The organism is Mycobacterium heidelbergense, from assembly GCF_050205645.1.
Lineage (GTDB): Bacteria > Actinomycetota > Actinomycetes > Mycobacteriales > Mycobacteriaceae > Mycobacterium > Mycobacterium heidelbergense_A.
Map to the genome: position 1 here is coordinate 27,230 of NZ_JBNMQT010000009.1, position 24,863 is coordinate 52,092.

At 66.3% G+C, this 24,863-nt stretch carries 27 protein-coding genes, 1 tRNA gene and 2 pseudogenes; 15 read left to right on the forward strand and 15 right to left on the reverse strand.

The window, feature by feature from the left end:
- Window positions 1-12: 12 nt before the first annotated feature.
- Together ACQI5H_RS12145 and kasB are read right to left on the reverse strand one after the other, a co-directional pair.
- Window positions 13-435 carry a PaaI family thioesterase gene (locus ACQI5H_RS12145; protein WP_427079623.1) on the reverse strand — a complete coding sequence of 141 codons (423 nt, stop codon included), beginning with the start codon at window positions 433-435 and terminating at the stop codon, window positions 13-15.
- A gap of 22 nt (window positions 436-457) precedes the next feature.
- Window positions 458-1,714, reverse strand: coding sequence for a 3-oxoacyl-ACP synthase KasB (gene kasB, locus ACQI5H_RS12150; protein ID WP_427079624.1), 1,257 nt, complete (start codon window positions 1,712-1,714; stop codon window positions 458-460).
- A 111-nt stretch (window positions 1,715-1,825) separates the two neighbouring features.
- Here kasB and cysD point away from each other — a divergent pair.
- From cysD to ACQI5H_RS12165, 3 genes and pseudogenes are all read left to right on the forward strand, one after another.
- Window positions 1,826-2,810: pseudogene (gene cysD, locus ACQI5H_RS12155) on the forward strand (sulfate adenylyltransferase subunit CysD).
- Window positions 2,810-4,663 carry an adenylyl-sulfate kinase gene (cysC, locus tag ACQI5H_RS12160; protein WP_427079625.1) on the forward strand — a complete coding sequence of 618 codons (1,854 nt, stop codon included), beginning with the start codon at window positions 2,810-2,812 and terminating at the stop codon, window positions 4,661-4,663. The pseudogene cysD and the gene cysC overlap by 1 nt, the downstream one beginning before the upstream one ends.
- A gap of 154 nt (window positions 4,664-4,817) precedes the next feature.
- A complete protein-coding gene (locus ACQI5H_RS12165; protein WP_427079626.1) occupies window positions 4,818-5,303 on the forward strand; it encodes an Rrf2 family transcriptional regulator in 486 nt (161 codons plus the stop codon).
- Here the strand turns inward: ACQI5H_RS12165 and ACQI5H_RS12170 are convergent.
- From ACQI5H_RS12170 to ACQI5H_RS12180, 3 genes are read right to left on the reverse strand one after another with little or no spacing between them, the layout of a single operon-like run.
- Window positions 5,300-5,689: a VOC family protein gene (locus ACQI5H_RS12170; protein WP_427079627.1), complete on the reverse strand. Its 390-nt coding sequence runs from the start codon at window positions 5,687-5,689 to the stop codon at window positions 5,300-5,302. The genes ACQI5H_RS12165 and ACQI5H_RS12170 overlap by 4 nt on opposite strands.
- A gap of 25 nt (window positions 5,690-5,714) precedes the next feature.
- Window positions 5,715-6,902: a class I SAM-dependent methyltransferase gene (locus ACQI5H_RS12175; protein ID WP_427079628.1), complete on the reverse strand. Its 1,188-nt coding sequence runs from the start codon at window positions 6,900-6,902 to the stop codon at window positions 5,715-5,717.
- A 2-nt stretch (window positions 6,903-6,904) separates the two neighbouring features.
- On the reverse strand, window positions 6,905-7,348 hold the full coding sequence (locus ACQI5H_RS12180) for a VOC family protein (RefSeq protein WP_427079629.1): 444 nt from the start codon (window positions 7,346-7,348) through the stop codon (window positions 6,905-6,907).
- Window positions 7,349-7,386: 38 nt separating this feature from the next.
- On the opposite strand from ACQI5H_RS12180, the gene ACQI5H_RS12185 reads away from it, so the two are divergent.
- Window positions 7,387-8,265 carry an LLM class flavin-dependent oxidoreductase gene (locus tag ACQI5H_RS12185; RefSeq protein ID WP_427079801.1) on the forward strand — a complete coding sequence of 293 codons (879 nt, stop codon included), beginning with the start codon at window positions 7,387-7,389 and terminating at the stop codon, window positions 8,263-8,265.
- Here ACQI5H_RS12185 and ACQI5H_RS12190 read toward each other — a convergent pair.
- Window positions 8,262-9,989, reverse strand: coding sequence for an NAD-binding protein (locus ACQI5H_RS12190; RefSeq protein ID WP_427079630.1), 1,728 nt, complete (start codon window positions 9,987-9,989; stop codon window positions 8,262-8,264). The two genes, ACQI5H_RS12185 and ACQI5H_RS12190, sit on opposite strands and share 4 nt — an antisense overlap.
- Before the next feature lie 83 nt (window positions 9,990-10,072).
- Between ACQI5H_RS12190 and ACQI5H_RS12195 the strand changes: the two genes are divergently transcribed.
- The 3 genes from ACQI5H_RS12195 (at window position 10,073) to ACQI5H_RS12205 (ending at window position 11,675) form a co-directional block, all read left to right on the forward strand.
- The gene (locus ACQI5H_RS12195; protein WP_427079631.1) at window positions 10,073-10,543 is read left to right on the forward strand and encodes an SRPBCC family protein; all 471 of its coding nucleotides are present in this window, start codon (window positions 10,073-10,075) and stop codon (window positions 10,541-10,543) included.
- Between the two features lie 85 nt (window positions 10,544-10,628).
- Complete coding sequence (locus tag ACQI5H_RS12200) at window positions 10,629-11,114, forward strand: NUDIX domain-containing protein (RefSeq protein ID WP_427079802.1); 486 nt, start codon at window positions 10,629-10,631, stop codon at window positions 11,112-11,114.
- A 30-nt stretch (window positions 11,115-11,144) separates the two neighbouring features.
- The gene (locus ACQI5H_RS12205) at window positions 11,145-11,675 is read left to right on the forward strand and encodes a pyridoxamine 5'-phosphate oxidase family protein (protein ID WP_427079632.1); all 531 of its coding nucleotides are present in this window, start codon (window positions 11,145-11,147) and stop codon (window positions 11,673-11,675) included.
- Here the strand turns inward: ACQI5H_RS12205 and ACQI5H_RS12210 are convergent.
- Together ACQI5H_RS12210 and ACQI5H_RS12215 are read right to left on the reverse strand one after the other, a co-directional pair.
- Window positions 11,663-12,241 (reverse strand): TetR/AcrR family transcriptional regulator, encoded by a 579-nt coding sequence (locus ACQI5H_RS12210; protein WP_427079633.1) that lies wholly within the window; start codon window positions 12,239-12,241, stop codon window positions 11,663-11,665. The two genes, ACQI5H_RS12205 and ACQI5H_RS12210, sit on opposite strands and share 13 nt — an antisense overlap.
- On the reverse strand, window positions 12,214-13,203 hold the full coding sequence (locus ACQI5H_RS12215; protein ID WP_427079634.1) for an NAD-dependent epimerase/dehydratase family protein: 990 nt from the start codon (window positions 13,201-13,203) through the stop codon (window positions 12,214-12,216). The genes ACQI5H_RS12210 and ACQI5H_RS12215 overlap by 28 nt, the downstream gene beginning before the upstream one ends.
- Before the next feature lie 83 nt (window positions 13,204-13,286).
- On the opposite strand from ACQI5H_RS12215, the gene ACQI5H_RS12220 reads away from it, so the two are divergent.
- The gene (locus ACQI5H_RS12220; RefSeq protein WP_427079635.1) at window positions 13,287-14,123 is read left to right on the forward strand and encodes an SDR family NAD(P)-dependent oxidoreductase; all 837 of its coding nucleotides are present in this window, start codon (window positions 13,287-13,289) and stop codon (window positions 14,121-14,123) included.
- On the opposite strand, the gene ACQI5H_RS12225 is transcribed toward ACQI5H_RS12220, so the two are convergent.
- Window positions 14,096-14,884 (reverse strand): SDR family NAD(P)-dependent oxidoreductase, encoded by a 789-nt coding sequence (locus ACQI5H_RS12225; RefSeq protein ID WP_427079636.1) that lies wholly within the window; start codon window positions 14,882-14,884, stop codon window positions 14,096-14,098. The genes ACQI5H_RS12220 and ACQI5H_RS12225 overlap by 28 nt on opposite strands.
- A gap of 57 nt (window positions 14,885-14,941) precedes the next feature.
- On the opposite strand from ACQI5H_RS12225, the gene ACQI5H_RS12230 reads away from it, so the two are divergent.
- The 4 genes from ACQI5H_RS12230 (at window position 14,942) to ACQI5H_RS12245 (ending at window position 18,227) form a co-directional block, all read left to right on the forward strand.
- Window positions 14,942-15,508, forward strand: coding sequence for a carboxymuconolactone decarboxylase family protein (locus ACQI5H_RS12230; protein WP_427079637.1), 567 nt, complete (start codon window positions 14,942-14,944; stop codon window positions 15,506-15,508).
- Between the two features lie 178 nt (window positions 15,509-15,686).
- A complete protein-coding gene (locus ACQI5H_RS12235) occupies window positions 15,687-16,109 on the forward strand; it encodes a hypothetical protein (RefSeq protein WP_427079803.1) in 423 nt (140 codons plus the stop codon).
- 179 nt (window positions 16,110-16,288) lie between these two features.
- Entirely contained in the window at window positions 16,289-17,788 is a 1,500-nt protein-coding gene (locus ACQI5H_RS12240; RefSeq protein ID WP_427079638.1) for a DUF4185 domain-containing protein, read from the forward strand.
- Between the two features lie 49 nt (window positions 17,789-17,837).
- Window positions 17,838-18,227: a DUF4189 domain-containing protein gene (locus ACQI5H_RS12245; protein WP_427079804.1), complete on the forward strand. Its 390-nt coding sequence runs from the start codon at window positions 17,838-17,840 to the stop codon at window positions 18,225-18,227.
- Here ACQI5H_RS12245 and ACQI5H_RS12250 read toward each other — a convergent pair.
- From ACQI5H_RS12250 to ACQI5H_RS12265, 4 genes and pseudogenes are all read right to left on the reverse strand, one after another.
- Entirely contained in the window at window positions 18,224-18,526 is a 303-nt protein-coding gene (locus tag ACQI5H_RS12250; protein WP_427079639.1) for a hypothetical protein, read from the reverse strand. The two genes, ACQI5H_RS12245 and ACQI5H_RS12250, sit on opposite strands and share 4 nt — an antisense overlap.
- A 28-nt stretch (window positions 18,527-18,554) precedes the next feature.
- Window positions 18,555-18,943: pseudogene (locus ACQI5H_RS12255) on the reverse strand (heme-binding protein).
- A gap of 90 nt (window positions 18,944-19,033) precedes the next feature.
- Window positions 19,034-19,714 (reverse strand): thioesterase II family protein, encoded by a 681-nt coding sequence (locus tag ACQI5H_RS12260; protein WP_427079640.1) that lies wholly within the window; start codon window positions 19,712-19,714, stop codon window positions 19,034-19,036.
- Window positions 19,715-19,740: 26 nt separating this feature from the next.
- Window positions 19,741-20,298 carry an aminotransferase class I/II-fold pyridoxal phosphate-dependent enzyme gene (locus tag ACQI5H_RS12265; protein WP_427079641.1) on the reverse strand — a complete coding sequence of 186 codons (558 nt, stop codon included), beginning with the start codon at window positions 20,296-20,298 and terminating at the stop codon, window positions 19,741-19,743.
- Between the two features lie 86 nt (window positions 20,299-20,384).
- On the opposite strand from ACQI5H_RS12265, the gene ACQI5H_RS12270 reads away from it, so the two are divergent.
- On the forward strand, window positions 20,385-20,885 hold the full coding sequence (locus ACQI5H_RS12270) for a hypothetical protein (protein ID WP_427079642.1): 501 nt from the start codon (window positions 20,385-20,387) through the stop codon (window positions 20,883-20,885).
- Window positions 20,886-20,959: 74 nt separating this feature from the next.
- Here the strand turns inward: ACQI5H_RS12270 and ACQI5H_RS12275 are convergent, their stop codons facing one another.
- Both ACQI5H_RS12275 and ACQI5H_RS12280 read right to left on the reverse strand, forming a co-directional pair.
- Window positions 20,960-21,343, reverse strand: a complete 384-nt coding sequence (locus tag ACQI5H_RS12275) for a hypothetical protein (protein ID WP_427079643.1) — start codon at window positions 21,341-21,343, stop codon at window positions 20,960-20,962.
- Window positions 21,344-21,606: 263 nt separating this feature from the next.
- Window positions 21,607-21,679, reverse strand: a tRNA-Arg gene (locus ACQI5H_RS12280).
- A gap of 114 nt (window positions 21,680-21,793) precedes the next feature.
- Between ACQI5H_RS12280 and argS the strand changes: the two genes are divergently transcribed.
- Both argS and lysA read left to right on the forward strand, forming a co-directional pair.
- Window positions 21,794-23,446, forward strand: a complete 1,653-nt coding sequence (gene argS / locus ACQI5H_RS12285; protein WP_427079644.1) for an arginine--tRNA ligase — start codon at window positions 21,794-21,796, stop codon at window positions 23,444-23,446.
- Window positions 23,443-24,861 (forward strand): diaminopimelate decarboxylase, encoded by a 1,419-nt coding sequence (gene lysA / locus ACQI5H_RS12290; RefSeq protein ID WP_427079645.1) that lies wholly within the window; start codon window positions 23,443-23,445, stop codon window positions 24,859-24,861. Before argS ends, lysA begins: the two co-directional genes overlap by 4 nt.
- The last annotated feature ends 2 nt before the right edge of the window (window positions 24,862-24,863 follow it).

Below are 24,863 nucleotides of genomic sequence, written 5' to 3' on the forward strand. Positions count from 1 at the left end.
TTCGGCGACGATTCACCCCACCTTGTAGGTGGCGAGCGCTTTGGCGACCAGCGTGCCCTGCGTGTCGAGGATCTCGGCCTCGCAGTTGGTCAGCGAGCGGCCCCGGCGTAGCACCCGGCCCACGCCAATCACGTCGGTGGCGCGGGCCGGCGCCATGAAGTCCAGCGTCATCGACACCGTCACGCCGCGCAGATCGGGGGGCGCCGCGGCGCCGCACCAGGCCGCCGCCATGACGGTGACATCGGCGAGGGTGGCGATGGCCCCGCCATGGACCATCTCGCCGACGGTCACATTGGAGGGATCCCACGGCAGCCGCAGCCGCACTTCGTCATCGCTGAGCTGGTCGGCGACGATTCCCAGTTTGGCGACGAACGGCGATTGCGGCAGAAACTGCGCGATGACGTCGCGGCCACTCGCCGCGGAGGGGTTAGTCATCCGTCCAGGCTAGGGGTCCGGGCTAGGGGTACCGGCCGAAGGCTATCGCGACGTTATGCCCACCGAATCCGAACGAGTTGTTGATGGCATACCGATAATTGCCGCGCCGCGGCTTGCCGGCCACCACGTCTAGGTCGATCTCGGGATCCAGGTTGACCAGATTCAGGGTCGGCGGGATGACCTGGTCGCGCAGCGCGAGCACGGTCAGGATCGACTCCACCGCACCCACCGCCCCGACCGAGTGGCCCAACGCGGCTTTGGGTGCGTAGACCGCAGCCTTGTTAGTGCCCAGCGCGTTGTTGATGGCCTTGCCCTCGGCGACGTCGCCGACCGAGGTGCCGGTGGCGTGGGCGTTGACGTGGTCGATCTCGTGGGGGGTGATGCCGGCGAGCTGGATCGCCCGGGTCATCGCGTGCCCGGCGCGCACCCCGTTGGGGTCCGGCGCCACCATGTGGAAGCCGTCCGACGTGATGCTGGCGCCCATGATCCGGGCCAGGATTGGGGCACCACGCGCCTTGGCGTGCTCCTCGGTCTCGATCACCATCAGGGCGCCGGCCTCGCCGAAGACGAATCCGGTGCGGTCCTTGTCGAACGGGCGACAGGCACCCGCCGGGTCGTCGTTTTTCGTGGACATCACGATGCGCATCTGGGCGAACGCCGCGATCGCGACCGCCTCGATCCTGACCTCGACGCCGCCGCAGATGGCGATGTCCGCCTCACCCAACACGATGTTGCGCCACGCCTGGGCGATGCCTTCCGAACCGGATGCGCACGCCGACACCGGCGCTATCACCCCGGCCCTGGCGTGCCGTTCCAGGCCGACCGCCGCCGCAGCGGAGTTGGGCATGTATTTCTGCACCGCGAGCGGCGAGACGGCGTTCTTCCCACGAGCGCGCAAGTCTTCGTAGCTGAACACGATCTGCTCGGCCGAGCCCAGGCCGGTGCCGATGGATATCATCAGCCGGTTGCCGTCGACCTCGGGCGAGCCGGCGTTTTCCCACACCCGGCGGCCCAGAACGGTGGACATCTGTGCCAGGTAGCCCATCCGGTGCCGCTCGGCGCGCGTCAATCCGTCGTCGAAATCCTCCAGCAGGTGCCCGCCGATGCGCACCGGCAGGTCGTAGTGCTCGATAAACGAATCGTCGAGGGTTCGGATGCCGCTTTGCCCGTCCAGCAACAACTTCCAGGTGTTTTCGGTGTCAGTTGCCAGTGCGGTCGTCATGGCTATGCCGGTGACGACGACGTTCGGCAAACCGTTGCCCGTAGCCAGCGGTGCCATCAGGTTCGCAAAACCTTCCTGTTCTTGCTGCAGATCGCGGAGACGTGCCCCAAGGTACGCCACGCGGGCTGTCATTGACATCGACGGGGGAGGCTGGTTTCATATACGGCAATGACCGCAAACATGGTCAGTTCTACCAAGTTTATTGGGATTCTTCGAGGGGCCTATGACCAGCGATGTGAAAGCCGCCCCGGCGGCCGGGCAGTACGAGCTGAGCCATCTGCGCTCGCTGGAAGCCGAGGCGATCCACATCATTCGGGAGGTGGCCGCGGAGTTCGAGCGGCCGGTGCTGCTGTTCTCGGGCGGCAAGGACTCCATCGTCATGCTGCACCTGGCCCTCAAGGCTTTCCGGCCGGGGCGGTTGCCGTTCCCGGTGATGCATGTCGACACCGGCCACAATTTCGACGAGGTGATCGAGACCCGCGACGAATTGGTTGCTGAGGCCGGGGTGCGCCTGGTGGTCGCGTCGGTGCAGGAAGACATCGATGCCGGCCGGGTCGTCGAGACCATCCCCTCGCGAAACCCGATCCAGACCGTGACGCTGCTGCGCGCCATCCGGGAAAACAAGTTCGACGCGGCGTTCGGGGGAGCTCGGCGCGACGAGGAGAAGGCGCGCGCCAAGGAGCGAGTGTTCAGCTTCCGCGACGAGTTCGGTCAGTGGGACCCGAAAGCCCAGCGGCCGGAGCTGTGGAACCTTTACAACGGGCGGCACCACAAGGGCGAGCACATCCGCGTCTTCCCGCTGTCCAACTGGACCGAGTTCGACATTTGGTCCTACATCGGCGCCGAGAAGATCAAGTTGCCGTCGATCTATTTCGCGCACAGGCGCAAGGTGTTCAGCCGCGACGGAATGCTGCTGGCGGTACACCGGCACATGCAGCCGCGCGCCGACGAGCCGGTATTCGAGGCGACGGTGCGGTTCCGCACGGTCGGGGATGTCACCTGCACGGGATGTGTGGAATCGGCGGCCGCCACCGTGTCGGAGGTGATCGCCGAGACCGCGGTGTCCCGGTTGACCGAGCGGGGCGCGACCCGCGCCGACGATCGGATTTCGGAAGCCGGAATGGAAGACCGCAAGCGACAGGGTTACTTCTGATGGCCGCACCCGCCACGCTGCTTCGCATCGCAACCGCCGGCTCCGTCGACGACGGCAAGTCCACGCTGATCGGGCGGCTGCTCTACGACTCCAAGGCCGTAATGGAAGACCAGTGGGCGTCGGTGGAGCGGACGTCCAAGGAGCGCGGCCACGAGTACACCGACCTGGCACTGGTCACCGACGGCCTGCGCGCCGAACGCGAGCAGGGCATCACGATCGACGTCGCGTACCGGTACTTCGCAACGCCCAAGCGGAAATTCATCATCGCCGATACCCCGGGGCACATCCAGTACACCCGCAACATGGTGACCGGTGCGTCGACCGCCCAACTGGTCATCGTGCTCGTCGATGCGCGGCAGGGCCTGCTCGAACAATCGCGCCGGCACGCCTTCCTGGCCTCGCTGTTGGGAATCCAGCACATCGTGCTCGCGGTCAACAAGATGGACCTGATCGACTGGGACAGAGAGAAATTCGAGGCGATCCGCGACGAGTTCCACGCCTTCGCCGCACGTCTGGATGTGCAGGACGTGGCGACCATACCGATTTCGGCGCTGCACGGCGACAACGTGGTGACCAAGTCGGACCGGACGCCTTGGTATGAGGGGCCCGCGCTGCTGTCGCACCTCGAGGAGGTCTACATCGCAGGTGACCGCAACTTGGTCGACGTGCGATTCCCCGTGCAATACGTCATTCGGCCACAGACCCACGAGCATCAAGACCACCGCAGCTATGCGGGAACGGTGGCTAGCGGGGTCATGCGCCCCGGTGACGAGGTGGTCGTGTTGCCGACCGGCAAGAGCACACGCATCACCTCGATCGACGGGCCGACCGGCCCTGTGGCAGAAGCGTTTCCGCCGATGGCCGTCTCGGTGAGTCTCGCCGACGACATCGACATCTCACGCGGCGACATGATCGCCCGCACCAACAACCACCCGCGGGTCGCGCAGGAATTCGATGCGACCGTCTGCTGGATGGCCGACGGTTCGGCGCTGGAGCCCGGCCGCGAATATGTCATCAAGCACACCACCCGGACCACGCGGGCGCGAGTCACCGCGCTGGAGTACCGGCTCGATGTCAACACCCTGCACCGCGACAAGTCCGCAACGGCGTTGAAGCTCAACGAACTTGGACGCATCTCGCTGCGCACCCGGGTGCCACTACTGCTCGACGAGTACACCCGCAACGCCAGCACCGGTTCGTTCATCCTCATCGACACCGACACGAACGGCACGGTGGCGGCGGGCATGGTGTTGCGCGATGTCTCGGCGCAGTCGGCGAGCCCCAACACCGTGCGGCACGCGTCGCTGGTCACCGCCGCGGACAGGGCGGTCCGCGGCAGGACGGTGTGGCTGACCGGCCTGTCGGGCGCCGGAAAGTCGTCGGTGGCCATGCTCGTCGAGCGGAAGCTGATCGAAAAGGGTATTCCCGCATACGTTCTCGACGGCGACAACCTACGTCATGGGCTGAACGCCGATCTCGGGTTCAGCATGGCCGACCGCGCGGAGAACCTGCGCCGGCTGGCCCATGTGGCGACGCTGCTCGCCGACTCCGGCCAAATCGTGCTGGTGCCCGCGATCAGTCCGATGGCCGAACACCGGGAGATGGCTCGTCGAGTGCACGCCGACGCCGGCTTCGACTTCGTCGAGGTCTTCTGTGACACCCCGCTCTCGGAGTGCGAGCGGCGTGATCCCAAGGGGCTGTACGCCAAAGCTCGTGCGGGCGAGATCACGCATTTCACCGGCGTCGACAGCCCGTATCAGCGGCCGAAGAATCCCGACTTGCGGCTCACCTCGGATCGTCCGCTCGATGAGCTGGCGGAGAGCGTCATCGAGCTGCTGGAGTCTCGGCCGTAGTGGCGATCGCAAGCGCGGCGTAGCCGGGCGCAGCGGGTCGCCACCATCGCAGGCGTGGCGATCGCAAGCGCGGCGTAGCCGGGCGCAGCGGGTCGCCACCATCGAACTAGCGCGGACCGCATCGCCGCTATGGGCGGATGGCACAATCCTCAGGGTGCGCATGTCAGCCAAGGCGGAGTATGCGGTGCGGGCGATGGTGCAGCTTGCCACGGCCAGCGCTGGCTCGCTGGTCAAGACGGATGACCTGGCGCACGCTCAGGGCATACCGCCGCAATTTCTTGTCGACATCTTGACCAACCTGCGCACTGACCGCCTAGTGCGAAGTCACCGCGGCCGCGAAGGCGGCTACGAGCTGGCCCGCCCGGGAAATGAGATCAGCATCGCCGACGTGCTGCGCTGTATCGATGGGCCGCTGGCCAGCGTCCGCGACATCGGGCTCGGCGACCTGCCGTACTCGGGCCCGACGACGGCGCTGACCGATGTCTGGCGGGCGCTGCGCGCCAGCATGCGGTCGGTGCTGGAGGAAACGACGTTGGCGGATGTCGCCGCCGGCGCCCTGCCCAAGCATGTCGCGCAGCTCGCCAATGACTATCGGGCGCAGGAGAGCGTCCGGCACGGCTCACCGCGCAGAAGCGACTAGCCGCCCGAGCCGTAGGGACGGGTGAGGATCTCCATGGCATGCCCGGAGGGATCCAGGAAGTACACCCCGCGCCCGCCGTCGCGCTGGTTGATCTCACCGGGCCGCTGTTGACGGGGATCCGCCCAATGCTCCATGCCGCGCGATTTGATCTTGCCGTAGATCGCGTCGAACTCCTGCTCGGAGACGAGGAAGGCGTAGTGCTGCCGCCGGATGTCCTCGCCGTCGGGCGCGTCCGCGTAGTCGAGGCTGGCGCCGTGGTCGAGCGAGAGAACCATGAAGTGGCCGAGCGGCTTCGGGCTGGGTAGGCCGAACAGGTCGGCGAGAAATTCCGCGGACTGCTGCTTGTCGCGCGAGGCGACGATGGTGTGGTTGAAACTGATGGACATAGTTCTTTCCAGTATTCCCTCGACATCAGCTCGTGGCGAGGGCCACGGCGAGGAAGTCGAGACGCCACAGCGCCTGAAAGAGCTCGCGAGCCAGCTGAGTGGGCTGCGCGACCCTCGTGGCAATCTCGCGGATGGTGCGGCGTCCGTCGACGAGTTGCACGAAGCGCAGCCGATCGGGGCTGAGCGTCAGCCTGGCGCCCCCGGGCCAGATGAGTTCGGCTTCGGACACGACGCACGCGGTGCGCAATTCCGGAACATAGTCCAGAGATTCGGCCGTCGAGAAGTCGATCGTGTACTGCTCCTTCGGACGGTCCGGGCGACACGCCATGAAGAAGTGTGTCGCATTCAGAGTTTGTATCCGCTCCATCACCGACCAGAGTTTGATGTCGGGCAGTGTCGCCAAGGCGGCGTGAAATCTGCTCGACGGCATCAGAATTTCGTGCGGATAGTACGGCGTCTTGTGAAACCAGCCCTGGAATTCGAGCCCCGCGGAGGCGACGAGCTCTAGGCACTCCCGGACGCTGTAGCTTCGCTGGCGGCCGTGTAAGAAGGTGTCGACGACGGCGCCGTCGTCGTGCAGGTCGCGAGCGACTTTGAGGTAATTCCGGACGGGATGCTCCGCGGGCAGCGTCGGGATCGCGTCCTTGACCAGCTGCACCGACGCATCATCCTGGGACAGCCCCAGGTCCCGGAAGACCGATTCGAGCAACTCGACCCCGATCCGGCCGTATTTCGCATAGAGCATGACGCCGATCGTGCCCTCGCGCCGCAGGCAGCCGCCGAGTGCTGTCATGCCGGTCAGGGGATCCGCCATGTGATGCAGCACGCCGGTGGACACGATCAGGTCGAAGTCTCGTTGCAGCGTTGACAACTCTTCGATCGCCAGCTTGTGCAGTTCGAGGTTGTGCAGCCCGTGCTTGTCCTTCAGGTATTGCTGATGATCCAGCGCCGACTGGCTGACGTCGACCGCCACCACCTTTGCGGCCCGGTTGCTGAAGGCGAACGCCGCCGCCTGATTCGCGCCGCATCCTGCTATCAGGATGTCGAGGTCGGGTCGGTATTCCCGGTCGGGCCACAAGATCCGGTGGGATCGAAACGGGTCGAACCACTCCCAGTTGGTTTTGGCGTAGACCTCGAGGTCCTGGATCGGGGGCGGATAGCGCCACCGGTCGTATTGCCGAGACACGACGTCGGCGCGCGGATCGTCGTTCACGGCTACTTCGGCGCCGTCAGCTCAAGGGCGATGTTGTCGGGGTCGCGGAATTCCAGGATGTAGGACGGTCCGATGTCCTTGACCGGCTCGTGCTCGACGCCGATTTCATCGAGATGTGTAGCCGCGGAATCCAATTCGGCCCTATTGTTCAGCCGGAACGCGATGTGGTCGAGGCCTGCGCGGTCCTCGTGGAATCGGTCGTTGGCGACCGGCCGTAACCCGAGCAGCGTCCCGCCCAGGTCGTAGATCACGCCGCCGAAAAGGAAGCTCAACTGATCGCGGGTTGCTTCGTCGGCATTCTCCGGAACCTCGAGCAACACCGGCCAATCGAAGACGCTTTCGTAGAACTGCCGGGATCGCTCGATGTCGCTGACCGTGAGGCGGACATGCGCGATCGAAGAACAGTTGACGCCCACGTGACCATGCTGCCACTTGAGGATCTGCATATTGAAGGCATGCCAGAATCGCCGTCGTGCGAATAGCCATGACGATGCCGGTGATGGAGCCGGGTCTGGATGCGGGAATTTTGGAGAGCTGGGCCCGCGCCATCGACGAAGGACCGTTCTCGTCGCTGTGCTGGGGCGAGCGCATCGCTTTCGACAATCCGGACCACCTGACGCTGCTCGGGGCGCTGGCCGCGTGGACCAGCCGCGTACGGCTGGTGAGCACGGTGATTGTGCCGCAGCTGCATGACTCGGTGCTGCTGGCGAAGGCCCTGGCGACCGGCGATGTGCTCTGCGGCGGGCGCCTGACCGTGGGGGTCGGCGTGGGCGGCAGGCACGAGGACTACCACGCCGTCGGCGCCGATCCGGCGACCCAGACCAGGCGCGCGTTGGCTGACCGGGTGGCGGTGATGAAGCGGGTGTGGGCCGGCGAAAAGATCACCGAGTCGGTGCTGCCGGTGGGTCCGCTGCCGGTCCAGGCCGGGGGTCCGCCGCTGCTGGTCGGCAGCATGGGACCCAAGGCCATCCGCAGCGCCGCGGACTGGGCCGACGGCCTGGCCGGCACCACCCTGGATCTGGACGCCGCCAAGCAGGACGAGTTGTTCGACGTGGCGCGGGCGGCGTGGGCGCAGGCCGGCAAGCCGAAACCCCACCTGGTGACGTCGTTTTGGTTCGCGTTCGGGTCGCCCGAGGGCGCCCGCGCCCAGGTGCACCGTCACCTGCGCCGCTACATGAACTGGATACCGCCGGAGTACGTCGATGCGATGGCACCGATGACCGGCTGGGCCGGCAGCGAAGACGAGTTGCTGGCGGTCCTGGGAAAGTTCGAAGCGATCGGCGCCGACGAGGTCCAGCTGATTCTCACCAGTTTGGATCTCGACCAGCTGCGCCGTGCGGCCGACGTGGCGAGGCAGATTTAGGCGGACGCGCGCTCATTCCCGGTATCGGGGCCGGCGGCCGGTTCCTGCGGAGGCTGCCCCTTGCGCAGCGTCGCCAGCAGCTCGCGGTACGGGCCGACGAGGTAGACGGTGTCGCCGCCACGAAGCCACGCGTCGCGCCGCGGGTGGAGCGCCACGGGCGCGTCCTGGCGGGTGATCGCGATGACGCGGGTCTGGGTGGACAACTCGAACATTTTCAGCCCGTCGAGTTCGCTGCCGGCCGCCACGTGCATTCCGCCGACCATGAAGGAGCGTTGCCCGACGGAAAACGTCCCCAGGACTTGCAGGCCCATCGCGGCGCCGATGAACCACGGCGCGGCCAGTTCGACAGTCGACCGGACGTTTTCGAATCCGAACCGCTGCGCCACCGCGTTCCCCAGCGCGCGGTCGTACACGCGCAGCACGAGCGGAACGTCGGTCCGGACGATGTCGGGCATCACCCTGGGCCCGAGCATCTCGCGCAGCACGATTCCGGTCTCGATGTTGACCATGTCGTCCTGGGTCAGCACCGCCACCGCCCGAGCCCGCGCGACACCGGCCGATTCCAGCGTCTGACGCAGCGTCGCGTCCCCGAAAATCACCGGCACGTCGAGGTCGGCCGCCGTCGACAAGAAGCGGTTGTTCTCGTCGCGCTCGACGACCGCGACGTCGTATCCGGCGGCGGTCAAGTCGCTGACGACGCGGATGCCGAACGAACCCAGCCCGACCACGATGACGTGATTGCGTAGGTGGCGGGCCCGGCGTCGGCCGGCCGAGTGGACGAAACGCCGCGAGAGCAGCAGATCGGCGATGAACGCGACGAGCAATGCGGTGGTGGTCACGCCGGCGAACATCAACATGATGCTGAACAGCCGCAGCCACGTGGGCTGCTGCAGGAAGCTGAAGTCGCCGTAACCAACCGTCGCCATCGTCTCGGTGCTGAAGTACAACGCGTCGAGCCACGACATTTTCGGATGCGGCTGATAGAACAGGCGCAACACGATCGTTGATCCGAGCAGCAGGGCGGCCGCCGCCAACAGCGCCCGCGGGAACATCGGGTTCAGGTCGTCCCGCAAGCCGCGCCCGGCATCGAGCGCCCGCCGCAGCAGGGGCCGTCGTGAGCGCCTCGCGGTGGACCGCGGGACCTTGATGCCGCGGGTGGCGAGCTCGTCGGCGGTACCGATCATCGCGGTCCAGTCGCCGGTGTGCACCGGCAGATCCCGGCCCGGGCACGCCTCCACCTCGCCCGGGGCGGAGGCGTTCTCGCCGTGAATCACGGCCACCGGCGCGAGGTCGCCGTAGATCTCGCGCAGCGTCGCGTCCCGCGGCGCCTCGGCGCCCGAGACAACGAATTTGATGCCCGCGGCCTCGAACGGGTGCGCGGTATGCGCCAGACATGCCTCGACGACCGACGGCGCAGCGAGCTCCGCCACGTCCAGAATCGCGCCCGGCCGCTTGTCGGCAGTCAGAGCCGTCCGCAGGACGTCGTTGGCCAGCCGCGCCACCACCCGTACGTTGGGGTTGGCTTTCCTTGCCAGCAAGGCGATTTCGAGATTGGTGGCATCATCGTCTCCGGCGCAGACGACGGCGAGCGCGCGGACTACCCCGGCGTCGGCGAGCTCGGCGGCGGTGGTGACTTTGACGATATGCACACCGGCGCTATTGAGCTCCTCGACGATCGTGGTCGCCAGTGCGTCGTCACCGCTGACGATGATGTGCCGACGCATGCTCACCCACGCTACCGTGCGGATTTGTCCCAGCAAAAGTGCTGCTTCGCACGACGTCGTTGTGCCACAAGTAGAGTCGCAGCATGCCCACAGCCCAGCGCGGGCGCAGCAGCATCGAGATCGTCGCGCCTCCCGATCTCGTGTACGACCTCATCGCCGACGTCACCCGGATGGGCGAGTGGAGCCCCGAATGTTACCGGTGCGAATGGCTGGATGGGACAACTGCGGCGGCCCCTGGGGCGCGGTTTCGCGGGTACAACCGGCGCGGTCTGCTGCGGTGGGAAAGGACGGCGGTGGTCGTTTCCGCCGACCGGGGCCGTGAATTCAGCTTCACCACCGTCAACGACGGCACTGGGCGTGAAGAAACACGTTGGCTCTTCACGATGGAGCCGTCGTCGTCCGGCACGTCGCTCACCGAGTCCTTTCAGTTCGTCTGGTGTTCGGCGCCCACCCGACTCGCTGAAGCGCTGATGCCGCGGGGACGTCAGGTCAACCAGGGAATCGAGGAGACACTGCGTCGGATCAAACGGGCCGCCGAAACACCCGCTTCATAGGTGCCGGAATTGCGTTGACCGCGATACTGGCGGCGTGCCTTTCATCGAACGCGTCGCATCCCGCGAAATCTATCGGAACCAGTGGATGGTGCTTCGAGAGGACGATATCCGCCGCGCCGACGGCAGCCCGGGCATCTTTGCCGTGGTGGACAAGCCGACCTATGCGCTCGTGCTGCCCTACGACGGGCAGCGCTTCTCCTTGGTCGAACAGTTCCGGTATCCCCTCGGGGCGCGGCGCTGGGAGTTTCCGCAGGGCACGGCCCCGGACCTGGCGGAAAGCGAGCCGTCCGAGCTGGCGGCGCGCGAGCTGCGCGAGGAAACCGGGCTACGTGCGGCATCCTTCGAGGCGCTCGGCCAGCTCGACGTGGCGCCGGGACTGAGCAGTCAGCGCGGCTGGGTGTTCCTGGCCACCGGGATCTCCGAGGGCGAATCCCGCCGCGAGCACGAGGAGCAGGATATGCACAGCCAATGGTTCTCGCGCGACGACGTCGAGCGGATGATCCGTTCGGGTGTGATCACGGATTCGCAGTCGATCGCCGCGTACGGCCTGTTCCTGCTGCGGGAGCGATGAGTTCTGGGTCCGGCGTCGGTCAACACCGATATGACGATCACACAACGCAATCTCGACGGCTACGGGGCGCCGGCCATTGAGTGGGCTCGGGTCAAAGCCGTGCTGGACAGTCAGCTGACCCAGGCGCCGGAAACCGGCGGCCCGCAACGCCACACGGTGTGGCTCACCACGATCAACCCCGACGGCAGCCCGCATGTGATGCCGCTCGGGGTGCTGCCGTGGGACGTCAGCTGGTACTTCACCTCCGGCCTGGCGACCAGGAAGTCGCGTAACTTGGCCCGCGATCCGCGATGCGTACTGTCCGTCGCCACCGATCCGTTCGACCTCGTCGTCGAAGGGCTCGCCCAGCGGGTCACCGATGCTGGCGAATTGGCCTCCGTTGCAGAGGTTTTCGCTCGCGGCGGATGGCCATGCCGGGTCGAGGGCGACGCGCTGACGGCGGAGTTCAGCGCCCCCTCCGCGGGCCCGGCGCCGTGGCATCTCTATCGCGTGCAGCCCGCGACCGTATTCGCGCTCGGCACGTCGGAACCATACGGCGCCACCAAGTTTCAGCTGGACTGAGCGGAAAGACCGGCCGCGGCGCAGATCTCCTGGCGCGCGGCGCCGCGTTCGGCGGCGGGAAATATGTAGTGGCTCAACGCGGTTCGTGCGATGGCGCCAGCGAGGGCGCGAGGGTCGACCGGTGTGAGGAAGGCGCCCTCGCGGGCGCAGCGTTGTAAAACGGCCACGAGGCCTTCGGCGAGCATGGGTAACGCCTGCGCCATCTGTTCATGCGCGAAGCCAGGTTCGAGATCGAGCAGCCGCCCGGGCGGCTGGGCCTCGACGAAGCTCGCCACGACGTCGACCGCGGCTTCCAGTCGTGCGACCCCGACGACCCCCGACGTCGCTTCGTCCAATGCGGCGGTGAAGCGCCGGCGCTCGCGTTTTCCCAGCGCATCGATGAGCTCTTCCTTGGACACGAAGTAGCGGTAAATGGTCGGCCGGGACACCCCGGCCAGCGTCGCTACGTCCGTCAGCGATAACTTGCGGGCGCCGGTCCGGAACGCGAGCCGCTGCGCCGCGTCGAGTATCCGATCGGCGATCGACGCGGCGGCAGCGTCTACAGCTTGCCGAGTTTGCGCAGCCACGAGATCAGCCGTCGCAGGCCGTCGTCGAAGGACATGGGCTCATACCCGAGCCGCCGGGTGGTCAGGTTGTCGGTTGCTCTGGGCCGGCGGTTGCTCTTTGCCGCGGCCTCTGCGATCGCCATCAGGGTGGGCCCGAATTCGGCGGTCAGCGCCTCGGGATCGGTGCGGTAGTCGAGATCCTCGACGCGATGGTCGATTCCGGCGATCACGCACGCGCGGTTGATGCCGCCGGCCGTGCTGAACGTGTCGTCGGGCCGGCCGATCAACAGGTATCGCTCACCTGCCATCCCCTTGTCCAGCGCGGCGATCGCGCCCTTCGCGACATCCGCCCCGGCGACCCACGTCACCGGAAAAGCCAGATAGCGCTTGATCTTTCCGCGCATGCCCGCCAGCAGCACCCGGTTGAAGCTGGTGCGGTGCAACGCGCGTTCCACGACCAGGCCGGGCCCGAAGATCGCGCCGGGATGACACGTCAGGACGTCGTCGCCCGCGGCGGCACGCCGGTGCGCCTCCAGGAAGGCGGCCAGCTTGGTGACGGTGTAGGGGTCACCGGGCGGGTTCTTCAGGACGGGGGCCTCCTCGAAGTCGACGCCCGTGCCCAGGTCGAGGAACGTCGCGGTGCTCAGGGCAACCACCCGGCGCATGCCGTGGGCCTTGGCCGCATCCAGGACGTTGGTGGTGCCGACCGTGTTGACGGCCTTGAAGTCCTCCAGGTCCTGACTCGCGCCGCCCAGCAGCGCGGCGCAGTGGATGGCCGCCTCGGCGCCCTTCGCCGCGTGCAGCACGTCGTCGGCGTCCCTGATGTCGCCCTTGACCAGCTCGACGCCGACCCCGGCCAGCGCCGCGGCGTCGTCGGGATTGCGGACCAGGGCGCGGACGTGGTCGCCCCGCTCGATCAATTGCTCACAGACGTTGCCGCCGGTCTGCCCGGTCGCGCCGGTGACGAAGATCGTGCTGGCCATGGCGGCCTCCCGCGTTGTTACATATCGAACAGATTTAGTGATGACTGTAAACCTTGAAGTGGGATTGTTCTATATTCATCTCCATGACACTCGATCCCTCCAGCGTCCACCTGACCGACCGCGTCGCGGTCGTCACCGGCGGAGGTGCCGGCATCGGCCGCGGCATCGCGGCCGGCCTGAAGGCGTTCGGCGCGCGCGTCGCGATCTGGGAACGCAACCCCGACTCGTGTGCGTCGGCGGCCGAGGAGATCGGCGCGCTGGGTTTGACCGTCGACGTCCGGGACAGCGCCGCGGTCGACGCCGCGCTGGCGCAGACCTCCGAGCAACTGGGGACGGTGACGATCCTGGTCAACAACGCCGGCGGGGTTTTCTGGTCGGGGATCCTCGACACGAGCGAGAACGGTTGGGACGCGCTGTACAAGTCGAACCTGCGGCACATCTACCTGTGCACGCAGCGGGTGGCGCGCATCCTCGTCGAGCAGAAACTGCCGGGCAGCATCATCAGCGTGACCTCGATCGAGGGGGTGCGCGCCGCGCCCGGTTATGCGACCTACGCGGCGGCCAAGGCCGGCGTCATCAACTACACGAAGACCGCCGCACTCGAGCTCGCCCCGCACGGCATCCGGGTCAACGCGCTGGCGCCCGACATCACGCTGACCGAAGGCATCAGGCAGATCGCGCCGCCGGGCTCCGAGCAGCGATTTGGTCTCACCGTTCCGATGGGACGCGCGGGTCACGTCGACGAAATGGCCGGCGCGGCAGTGTTTCTCGCGTCCGACATGTCAAGCTACATCACCGGTCAGACGATTCACGTCGACGGCGGCACCCATGCCGCCAGCGGCTGGTATCACCACCCGGAGACCGGCGCGTACGCGCTCGGCCCGACGAGCGGTCAATCGCCGGTGTCGAGGCCGACATGAGCGGACATCCCGCCGTCGATCGCAATCATCTGCCCGGTGATGTAGCGCGACGCGTCCGAAGCCAGGAACACGACGAGATCGGCGACGTCGCGCGGCTCTCCGAGGTACGGCGTCAACGTGGCGCGGCCGAGGCGACCGATGATCTCCTCGGACAGGTGCGCGCGCACGGCATCGGTGAGGATCAATCCGGGCACGATCGTGTTGGCCCGCACGCCGGCCTTTCCCTCGCTGGTCGCGACGTACATCGTCAGCGTGTGCACCCCGGCCTTCGAGACGCCGTAGGCCAGGCGGGTGCGGTCGCCTTTGAGTGCGGCCCCCGACGACATGTTGACGATGGATCCCCCTCCACCCCTTCGCATTTCGGGGACCGCGTACTTGCACATCAGCAGCTGGCTGCCGAGGTTGACCTGAACGGACCGCTGCCACACATCCAACGACATGTCGGTGACCGTGGTGTCCCGCGACAAGAAGTCGCTGGCGGTCAGGGCCGCGTTGTTGTGCAGCACGTCGACGCGGCCGAACTCCGAAACCGTCGATTCCACGACATCCCGCGACGTCTGCTCCTCCGCGAGATCGCCGCCGAGCGCGATCGCCCGCGCCCCGGCTCGCCGAATCTCGTCGGCGACCCCGGCGGCCTTCGCCTCGTCGACGTCGACCACGGCGACGGCGGCTCCCTCGCGGGCCAATTCGTGCGCCGTCGCCGCACCGATTCCGCCCGCACCTCCAGTGACTATCGCGACCTTTCCGGCAAGTTTGGACATCGAGTTCTCCCAATCATCGGGGCTTTTCGGCCACGCACAAGAAAGTTAGCCTGATTTATGCCGCGTATCGCGCCAATCCCAATGGAAGAGCTGAGCTCGCGCTCCCGCGAGATCGTGGAGGCCGGCGTTGCCGCCGGGCTCTACGCGACTCCGGTGCCCCTGCAGATATTCGCGTATCGCAGCGCACAACTCGAACAGGTCGACATGGCCAGACACCACCTGGGTGCCGGCACCCTGCTCGGCGGCCGGATCCTGGAGTTGCTGCGCATCCGCAGCGCCCAACTCGGCGAGTGCGAACCCTGCAGTCAATCACGCAAGCATGACTCGATCACCGACGAGGATGTGGCATGCCTCCTCGCGCCGGGCCACGGCTCGCTGACCCCGCAGGAGCAAATGGCCGTCGAATTCCTCGACCTGCTTTCCGCCGACCACCACGCCATGGACGACGATTTCTACAAGCGCCTGGGGGAGCATTTCACCGCCGCGCAGATCATCGAGTTGGGGTTCACCTGCGCCGGCGTGATGGGGGTGCATCGCTTCATCCATACCCTCGATGTCTACGGCGATTCACCGCCCGTCATCGGCTACGACCGGGATCAGGTCGACAGCACGAAGCCGGAGTGACGGAGCTCGGAACCGTTCGGCGTCAAAGAGTTTCAGCTGTGTCCGTGCCGATATCTCGTCGTGTCGTCGACCCCGCACCATGTAGGCGATGCGGTCGAGGGTGGTGCGACGGGTTGCGGTGCTCGGCGGTATCGCACTGGCGATCCTCGGGACCACGGTCGTTGTGGCGCACGCGGCGATGCCGGCGTGGAACGGCAAATACTCGCTGGTGAGATACGCCGTCAGCAAGACGGGTACTAGCGCCGCCGCCGGCCAGGCCGAACCGACCTTCAGTGCCGATTACGTCTTCGTGACGTCGTGCGCGTCGGGCACATGCGTTGCCACCGCCACCGATGGGCCCGTGCCCAAGAACCCGACGTTGCCGCAACCGTCGCACTACACGTGGGACGGGACGCGGTGGGTTGAGCACTTCGACTTCCAATGGGACTGCTACATGGGGGACGGGATCCCGAAAGTCTGGTCACCGGCGAGGTCGTGGGCGTTCTACGCGCCCCAACCCGACGGTTCGCTGCGCGGCACCTGGCACACCGACATCGCCGGCGGGCCGTGCGGCGGAAGCGTGGAAATGCCGGTGGCGGCGTTTGCGGTGCGGCCCGGGTGACGTTCGCCGTCCGTATACACCGGCCTGCGCCAGCAAACCCGCTGCAGCCTGTTGCGACACGGTCACGGATGCATACCCATTCACAGCTCACTGGTCACAAAGGCCCCAGTAGTCACTATCGTCACATAAGCCAGCCGCAGACGTCAATGCGACGTCTCGCCCCCCGAAAGGTGTGACTTTTGTCGGCGATTCTTCGAGGCACTTCGCTATGGGTGGTATCGACGGCCGCTATCGCATTCATCGTTGCGTTGGGTCCGGCGCCGTCGGCGAATGCCACCCCTTGCGGCGCGCCCGAGGCGAACGTGGAACCACCCCCGCGGCAGGAGATGCCCGCGCCGCAGCCGGTCGTGGTGCCACCGACGGGGCGCCGACCCACTCATACGAATGACCAGGCACCGCTACCCAAGTTGGGCCCGCTGATCCAGTCTTTCCTCAGGCCGACTGCTCCCGGTCAGCGATACTCGGCACCAATGCAACCCCAGGCGGGGGTGGTACCACCGCCCGGACCCAATCCACCGACGCCGGGCTTCCCGCAGACGCCGAATGCGACCCAGCTGCAGCCGAATGCCGCCCCGAATCCGCCCGCGCCGCAACCGGCGCCGCAGCCCGCGCCCCCGCCGCCCCCCGCCAATATCGCGGGGGCGCCGACGTCGCTCGTCGACTGGGTGACCGGACCCAACGGCCCCAACAAAACGCTGCAGCGATTCGGCATCTCCGGAACCGACCTCGGGATCATTTGGGACAACGGCGATCCCGCCAACCGGCAGGCCCTGATGGCGTTCGGTGACACCTTCGGCTACTGCAAGGTCCGCGGCCAAGAATGGCGGTACAACGTCCTGTTCCGCAGTAACGACCGTGACCTGTCTAAAGGAATCCACGTCGCGGACGGTGTGCCCAACAACAACTATTCGGGCTCACCGGTGTGGAACAACGGCCTCTCCAAGCAGGTGGTCAACTCCATCCACAAGGCAGCGCACGAAACGGGAATCATTCCGACCTCGGCCATCTCGATCGGGCGAACCCAATACATGAACTACATGTCCATCCAGCATTGGGGCCGCGACGGTGAATGGACGACGAACTACTCGGCGATCGCGAGATCCCTTGACAACGGCCAGAACTGGGGGATCTACCCCGGCTCCATCCGCACGGCCTCGGCCGACGCGGTCCCCGGCGTCGGGTTCACCCCGGGCAATGAGAATTTCCAGATGGGCTCGTTCATGCGGGGTAACGACGGTTACCTCTACTCGTTCGGGACGCCGTCGGGACGCGGCGGCGCGGCGTACCTGTCGCGAGTTCCGCCGAACGCGTTGCCCGACCTGACCAAGTACCAATACTGGAACGGCGACAACGGCGGACGCTGGGTCCCGAACAATCCGGGCGCGGCGACACCGGTTTTCCCGGGCCCGGTGGGCGAAATGTCGTCCCAGTACAACAGTTATCTGAAGCAGTACTTGGTGCTGTACACCAACGGCGGCAGCAACGACGTCGTGGCCAGGACGGCGCCCGCTCCCCAGGGACCGTGGAGTCCCGAGCAGCCGCTGGTGTCGTCGTTCCAGATGCCCGGCGGCATCTATGCGCCGATGATTCATCCCTGGTCGTCGGGCCGGGACCTGTACTTCAACCTGTCGCTGTGGTCGGCATACGACGTGATGTTGATGCACACCGTGCTGCCCTAGCCTTTCGGCTTGACCTGCGGTGATGCCGCGTTTGTGCAATAGTGTTTGCCTGATGAAGAGACAAGCAGCAGTGGCGATCGCTATCGGCGCCGCGTTCGTGGCACCGCCGGTCGCGCATGCCGACAACAACTGGATCGCGATGGCGATGTCGGATTCCACCGGGCAGATCAAGTTCGTTGACGGTGGGACCAGTCAAGGTGCCGCCGAGCAGAAGGCGATGGAGACGTGTCGCAAGGCCATCAGCGACTGTCGCCTGCTGGCCAGCGGGCAGGGTGGGTGCATCGCGCTCGTCTTGAACAGCGCGAAAACCAAGTACTTCGGCGGCTGGGGCCCGACCCGCGAAGAAGCCGAGGCGGCGGCACTAGGGATCGCCGGCGGCGGAACGGTCCAAGCCGGGCACGGCCACTGTCAAGGCGAAGGGGGCGCCGGCGGGGGTTAGGTGCACCCGCTGATGTGGATTCGCCGCCCGGCTCCGACGCAGACGTTCACCGGCGGCGGGGGTGGTGGCGGCGGAAAGTCCTGCGGCAGTGGCGCATAGTCGGCCGGCGGCGGGACGTAGGTATTGACCGTGTCGGCGACGTTCGTGCACCCGCTGACTGAAACACGCCTGCCGACGCTCGCGCACACGTCGGCGTTGGCCACGCCGGAGGGCTGCACGACGGCATAAATCTCAGGGATCGATGTAAGAGCCAACACCGTTATCCCCGCGGCGATCCAAGACCGGCCCAACAGATTCATCGCGATCTCCTTTCCGTCTCCGATCGCCTTAGGGAGTGGCGCCCTGCCCAAGTAGCGGGGTCCACTGGCAACGCTGCCTGATGTCAGTCAACGGCTGTCGGATGCCCTCAAGGTCGGCTTGCTCTTGTGGGTTGGCGCTGAAGTAGTTCTGCACGTCGCCTTGGATCTGATCCTTGGGCTGATCCTGAAGGCCGGTGTAGAAGCCGTTGACATCGGGGTGAGTAATAGGTAGGTCGAGAGCGCCGTGGCGACACCGGCCGCGACACTGGCCACGTCCGCGGCCGTGCAGTTGGGCGGGCGGGGTGGCGGATCAGCCGCGGCGGACCCCGCGGTGGCGCACCACAGCGCGCCGGTGGCCGCGGCGGCGCCGATTGTGCCGACAACCACTCGGCGCGAAACGATTTCTGAGAGGAACATGTCTGGCTCCTTACTCCGGTAAACAATCCGGCCGCACCCGATAGCCGCCTCAAGCTAAGTAGATACCAACAACGGCCTACTGCGATACGGCTACGCCGCCGCGATCGTCGACATCAGCGGACGTAGCGTCTTGAACAGCGGCTGCCGATCACGCAGATAGAAGTGGCCACCCCGGAGGATCTGCACGGAGAAGTCCGCCGTTGTCCGCGAACGCCATTCGCGCAAGTCGGACTCACTCACGAGCGGATCCTCGCTGCCCCCGAACACATGAATCGGGCACGGCAGCCGCCCTGTGTCGTCTTCCTCGTCGGTCATGCACAGCCGCAAGTCGTGTCGAGTGGTGGTGACGGCGCGCTCGTGCAGTGTCGGCCATCGCGTCAGCTGCGGAGGCAACCCGCCCAACTCGGACAGGAGCGTCGCGAGCTGGTCGTCGTCGAGGAGATCCACGACCTGCAGTGGCGGCGGAAGGTGCGGTGGGCCATAGGCCGACAGGAAGACCGCCCGCGGCAGCGGCGATCCCTGCGCGGCGCGCACGCACGCCAACCGGTATGCCTGCAGGGCGCCGAAACTGTGGCCGAAGAACATGTGCGGTTCGTCAAGATCGGAGCGCAGCTGATCGTTCACCTCGTCGACGAGCTGCCGCAGCGTGCTGAAGCGCTGCCGGTCGGCGACCTCGACCGGAATCACGTCGATCGCCGGCCTCAGCGCCTTACCCCAGGCGTTGAATGCCAACCCGCCGCCCCCGGCGTGGTGAAAGCAGAACAACTTCACGGTGTCAGTCGCTTTCTCGTCGAGGCTTACCGAATTCGCGATCCGGCAAGCGCTTTGAGGGGATGCATCAGGAAATGCTGCGGTCGCGGGCGTCGGCGGCGAGTTTTCGGCGCCATGCCGACCTGGCCGGCGTTCACCAGCTTCAGCTCGTCGGCCAGCGCCGAGACCATGAAGTGGATCTGTTCGGATGAGTGGCAGCTGGTGACAAAGAATCGAAGCCGCGCTTCTTCTTCCGGCACGGCCGGAAAAATGATCGGGTCGGCATTGATGCCGCGCTGCTGCAGGGCATACGAGAGTTGCAGCGCCTTGGTCGAGCTGCCGACGACCACCGGGATCATCGGGGCGCAGGCTCTGTCGCCGGTATCGATGTCGGCTTCTCGGGCCAGGCTCATGAAGAGCGCTTCATTCGCGCGCCGCCGGCGCAGGTGTTCGAGTAGCGTCCAGCGCCCGGTGGCTCTCCGTTTTGCCGCCGCAGGCGCGATCGCGTCGAGGCAAGTGTTGGTGTTCATGCTGTGCTCCGTACTTTTCGTGGGGCGGGACCCGGGTGGGCCGCGCTCACAGGTAGGAGCGTCTTGCTTGGCCAACGTGGACAGTTTTTTCCGAAGGACTTTCTGTACCGGCGGCGGAGGAACAGTATGGAGACGGGGGTTCGGACCCGGAGGAGAAACCGATGACCCCACACGGTCTGACTAGTCGCATAGGTTTGGGCGCCGCTTCGCTCGCGATAGCGCTGTCGCTTCCCTCAGTTGCCTCCGGCGATCCTCCGTCCTGGAACGGTGAGTACGCGATCACGTTCATTGTCGGTCCCAAGGACGGGACCAGCGTGGCGGCCAGTCAGCCTGAGGTGCAGTACACCGATACCTACACGTTCCATTCGAGCTGTGCGAGCGGCAAGTGTGTCGCCACGATCGTCGGCGGCCCGCCGCCGAGAAACCCGACGGTTCCGCAACCGGTCCAATTCACCTGGGACGGGTCGTCATGGACGCAAGTCAGCGATTTCCAATGGGATTGCATGATGCCCGACACCTCCATCCAATGGAGTCCGGCGCACGGCACAACCCGCTACACGCCCCAACCCGACGGGACGCTGGCGGGCACCATCCACACCGATATCCTCAGCGGCCCGTGCCAGGGGACACTCGACATCAACATGACTGCTCAGCGCGTGTGAAAGTAGAAGTGGCTCGGCTTGCCGAAATCGCTGTGCGGCAAGCTAATTGGGGGATGTTTGGAAATTTTGCGGACCTACCTGCGCGTGTTCAGCAGCTCCAGCTCCTCGGCCAATGCGTTGACCATGAACCGGATCTGGTCTTCCGAGTAGCAGCTGGCGACAAAAAACTGCAGGCCCGCTTTGTCTTCCGGCGCAAAAAGGATCGGGTAGGCATTGATGCCGCGCCGTATCAGGGCGCCCGACAGGCGTAGCGCCTTGATCGAGCTGCCGACGATGCACGGGATCATGGGGCTGTCGGCGCGCTCCGCGGTTGCGATGCCGGCTTCGTGCGCCAGGCTCAGGAAAAGCGCGGCATTCTGGCGCCGCCGGAGTTGGTGTTCGAGTAGTGCCCGGCGCCCAGTGGCTCTACGTATCGCCGCCGCGGGCCCGATCATGTCCAGGCAGGGGTTGATGTTCACGCTGTGCTCCGTACTTTCGTGGGCGGACCCGGGTGGACCGCGCTCACATGTAGGAGCGTCCGACTCGGCTAACGCGGACAGTTTTTTCCGGAGAACTTTGGGAACCGGCGGTCGGGCGACTGTCCCCGGCCGTAATCGGGGCGGATGGTGGACGCTACTCGCTTTGAACCGGCTTGACCGGCGACCGCAGAATGAATGCACCGAGAAGGCATGTCGTTGCGCGGCTCCACTAAAAAGTCCGTCTGAGCTGCATAAATTCCGTGTGCCCCCGGCAGGATTCGAACCTGCGGCCTTCTGCTCCGGAGGCAGACGCTCTATCCCCTGAGCTACGGGGGCGCGACAACATAGTCATTGCGCCATTGGGCCCCGACAGACTAACGCATCGCGGTGGTCGCGCCGCCACCGTAATGGATTCGGGCGTAGGGACTGAAGCCCATAGGATGGACGTTCGTGACCCCCGCTGACCTGGCTGAGCTGCTCAAAACCACCGCTGTTGCGGTGCTTGCCGAGCACGGGCTGGATGCTGCCGTTTTAACGCAGCCGGTCACGGTCGAGCGGCCGCGCAACCCCGAGCACGGTGACTACGCCAGCAACCTGGCCATGCAGCTGGGCAAGAAAGTCGGCGCGAATCCGCGTGAGCTGGCCGGATGGCTCGCCGAAGCGCTGGCCCAGGCCAACGGCATCGCCTCGGCCGAGGTCGCCGGGCCGGGCTTCATCAACCTGCGCCTCGAGGCGTCGGCCCAGGCCAAGGTCGTCAACGATGTGATCGACGCTGGGGACAGCTACGGCCATTCCGGCACGCAGGCCACCCACAAGGTCAACCTGGAATTCGTCTCGGCCAACCCGACCGGACCGATCCACATCGGCGGTACCCGCTGGGCCGCCGTCGGCGACGCGCTGGGCCGCCTGCTGTCCACACAGGGCGCCGACGTGGTGCGCGAATACTATTTCAACGACCACGGCGCCCAGATCGACCGCTTCGCCAGCTCGCTGATCGCCGCGGCCAAAGGCGAACCGGCCCCGGCCGACGGCTACGCGGGGACCTATATCACCGACATCGCCGCTCAGGTAGTGCAGCAGGCACCCGACGCGCTGAGCCTGCCCCAACCGGACATGCGCGAGACCTTCCGCGCAATCGGCGTCGACCTGATGTTCACCCACATCAAAAAGTCGTTGCACGAGTTCGGGACCGACTTCGACGTCTACACCCACGAAGACTCGATGCACACCAGCGGCCGAGTCGACCAGGCCATCGCCAGGCTGCGGGAAACCGGCAACATCTACGAGAAGGACGGCGCAACCTGGTTGCGCACCAGCGCTTTTGGTGATGACAAGGACAGGGTCGTGATCAAGAGCGACGGCAAGCCGGCCTATATCGCCGGCGACATCGCCTACTACTTGGACAAGAGGCGGCGCGGCTTCGACCTGTGCATCTACATGCTCGGCGCCGACCATCACGGATACATCGCCCGGCTCAAGGCAGTGGCCGCCGCTTTCGGCGACGACCCGGCCACCGTCGAGGTGCTCATCGGGCAGATGGTCAACCTGGTCCGCGACGGCCAGCCGATCCGCATGAGCAAGCGGGCCGGAACAGTGATCACGCTCGACGACCTGGTCGAGGCCATCGGGGTCGACGCCGCGCGCTACAGCCTGATTCGCTCGTCGGTGGACACGCCGATCGACATCGACTTGGCCCTGTGGTCCTCGGCGTCGAATGAAAACCCGGTCTATTACGTGCAATACGCGCACGCTCGGCTTTCCGCGCTGGCCCGCAACGCCGCCGAACTGGGTCTCATCCCCGACACCGCGCACCTCGAGCTGCTCAGCCACGACAAGGAGGGCGCGCTGCTGCGCACCATCGGCGAATTCCCGCGTGTGCTCAACACGGCGGCCTCCCTGCGCGAACCACACCGGGTATGCCGTTACCTGGAAGACCTTGCCGGCGACTACCACCGGTTCTACGACTCGTGCCGAGTGTTGCCGCAGGGCGACGAGCAGCCCACCGACCTGCACACCGCGCGGCTGGCGCTATGCCAGGCCGCTCGCCAGGTCATCGCCAACGGGCTGGCGATCCTCGGAGTCACCGCCCCGGAGCGAATGTGAACGTCCATCCCGCCGGTCCCCGGCACGCCGAAGAGACCCGGCACACCGAGAGCCCGCCGCGGCCACAATCCGCCGACGAGCTGCTCCGGTTGGCGCCGAATGTATGGCCGCGCAACATAGCTCGCGACGACGCCGGCATCGCCAGCATCGCCGGCGTTCCGCTGACCGACCTCGCCCAGGAGTATGGCACTCCGCTGTTCGTCATCGACGAGGACGACTTCCGCTCGCGCTGTGCAGAGATCGCCTCGGCCTTCGGTGGCGGCCACAACGTGCACTACGCCGCGAAGGCTTTCTTGTGCAGCGAGGTCGCCCGCTGGATCGACGAGGAAGGCCTGTCGCTCGACGTGTGCACCGGCGGCGAACTGGCGGTTGCGCTGCACGCCGACTTCCCGCCGGAGCGGATCACCTTCCACGGCAACAACAAATCGGTCGCGGAGCTGACCGCCGCGGTGAAAGCCGGTGTGGGCCATGTCGTTTTGGACTCGATGACCGAGATCGAGCGCCTGGAGACGATCGCGGCCGAGGCAGGTGTCGTCCAGGACGTCTTCGTTCGTCTCACCGTCGGCGTCGAAGCCCACACCCACGAGTTCATCTCCACCGCGCACGAGGACCAGAAGTTCGGCCTGTCGGTGGCAAGCGGCGCGGCGCTGGCGGCGGTGGGCCGCGTATTCGACACCGAGCACCTGCGACTGGTCGGGTTGCACAGCCACATCGGTTCGCAGATCTTCGACGTCGCCGGCTTCGAACTGGCCGCGCACCGCGTCATCGGCCTGCTGCACGAGATCGTCGACCAGTTCGGCGTCGACAAGACCGCACAGATCTCGACGGTGGATCTTGGTGGCGGCCTGGGTATTTCGTACCTAGCCTCCGACGATCCGCCGCCGATGGCCGAGCTCGCGGCCAAGTTGAGCGCCGTCGTCAGCAACGAGTCGGCGGCCGTCGGGCTGCCCGCCCCCAGGCTGGTCGTCGAGCCCGGCCGCGCCATCGCCGGACCGGGCACCGTCACCTTGTATGAGGTCGGCACCGTCAAGGACGTCGACGTGAGCGCCACGGCGAACCGGCGCTACGTCAGCGTCGACGGCGGCATGAGCGACAACATCCGCACGGCGCTCTATGACGCGCAATACGACGTCCGGCTGGTCTCCCGAGTCAGCGATACGCCGGCGGCGCTGGCGCGCATCGTCGGAAAGCACTGCGAGACCGGTGATATCGTCGTGCGCGACGCGTGGGTGCCCGGCGACCTGCGACCCGGCGACTTGCTGGGAGTGGCGGCTACCGGCGCCTACTGCTATTCGCTCTCGAGTCGTTACAACATGATCGGCCGGCCCGCCGTGGTCGCCGTGCGTGCGGGGCGGTCCCGCCTGATCCTGCGCCGCGAGACGGTCGACGATCTGCTGAGTCTGGAAGTGAGGTGAAC

Coding starts and splice junctions, on each gene's coding strand:
- ACQI5H_RS12145 (WP_427079623.1), bottom strand. CDS start 435: ATGACTAACCCCTCCGCGGCGAGTGGCCGCGACGTCATCGCGCAGTTT.
- kasB (WP_427079624.1), bottom strand. CDS start 1,714: ATGGCACCGCTGGCTACGGGCAACGGTTTGCCGAACGTCGTCGTCACC.
- cysC (WP_427079625.1), top strand. CDS start 2,810: ATGGCCGCACCCGCCACGCTGCTTCGCATCGCAACCGCCGGCTCCGTC.
- ACQI5H_RS12170 (WP_427079627.1), bottom strand. CDS start 5,689: ATGTCCATCAGTTTCAACCACACCATCGTCGCCTCGCGCGACAAGCAG.
- ACQI5H_RS12180 (WP_427079629.1), bottom strand. CDS start 7,348: ATGCAGATCCTCAAGTGGCAGCATGGTCACGTGGGCGTCAACTGTTCT.
- ACQI5H_RS12185 (WP_427079801.1), top strand. CDS start 7,387: ATGACGATGCCGGTGATGGAGCCGGGTCTGGATGCGGGAATTTTGGAG.
- ACQI5H_RS12190 (WP_427079630.1), bottom strand. CDS start 9,989: ATGCGTCGGCACATCATCGTCAGCGGTGACGACGCACTGGCGACCACG.
- ACQI5H_RS12195 (WP_427079631.1), top strand. CDS start 10,073: ATGCCCACAGCCCAGCGCGGGCGCAGCAGCATCGAGATCGTCGCGCCT.
- ACQI5H_RS12200 (WP_427079802.1), top strand. CDS start 10,629: ATGGTGCTTCGAGAGGACGATATCCGCCGCGCCGACGGCAGCCCGGGC.
- ACQI5H_RS12205 (WP_427079632.1), top strand. CDS start 11,145: ATGACGATCACACAACGCAATCTCGACGGCTACGGGGCGCCGGCCATT.
- ACQI5H_RS12215 (WP_427079634.1), bottom strand. CDS start 13,203: ATGGCCAGCACGATCTTCGTCACCGGCGCGACCGGGCAGACCGGCGGC.
- ACQI5H_RS12220 (WP_427079635.1), top strand. CDS start 13,287: ATGACACTCGATCCCTCCAGCGTCCACCTGACCGACCGCGTCGCGGTC.
- ACQI5H_RS12225 (WP_427079636.1), bottom strand. CDS start 14,884: ATGTCCAAACTTGCCGGAAAGGTCGCGATAGTCACTGGAGGTGCGGGC.
- ACQI5H_RS12230 (WP_427079637.1), top strand. CDS start 14,942: ATGCCGCGTATCGCGCCAATCCCAATGGAAGAGCTGAGCTCGCGCTCC.
- ACQI5H_RS12235 (WP_427079803.1), top strand. CDS start 15,687: ATGCCGGCGTGGAACGGCAAATACTCGCTGGTGAGATACGCCGTCAGC.
- ACQI5H_RS12250 (WP_427079639.1), bottom strand. CDS start 18,526: ATGAATCTGTTGGGCCGGTCTTGGATCGCCGCGGGGATAACGGTGTTG.
- ACQI5H_RS12270 (WP_427079642.1), top strand. CDS start 20,385: ATGACCCCACACGGTCTGACTAGTCGCATAGGTTTGGGCGCCGCTTCG.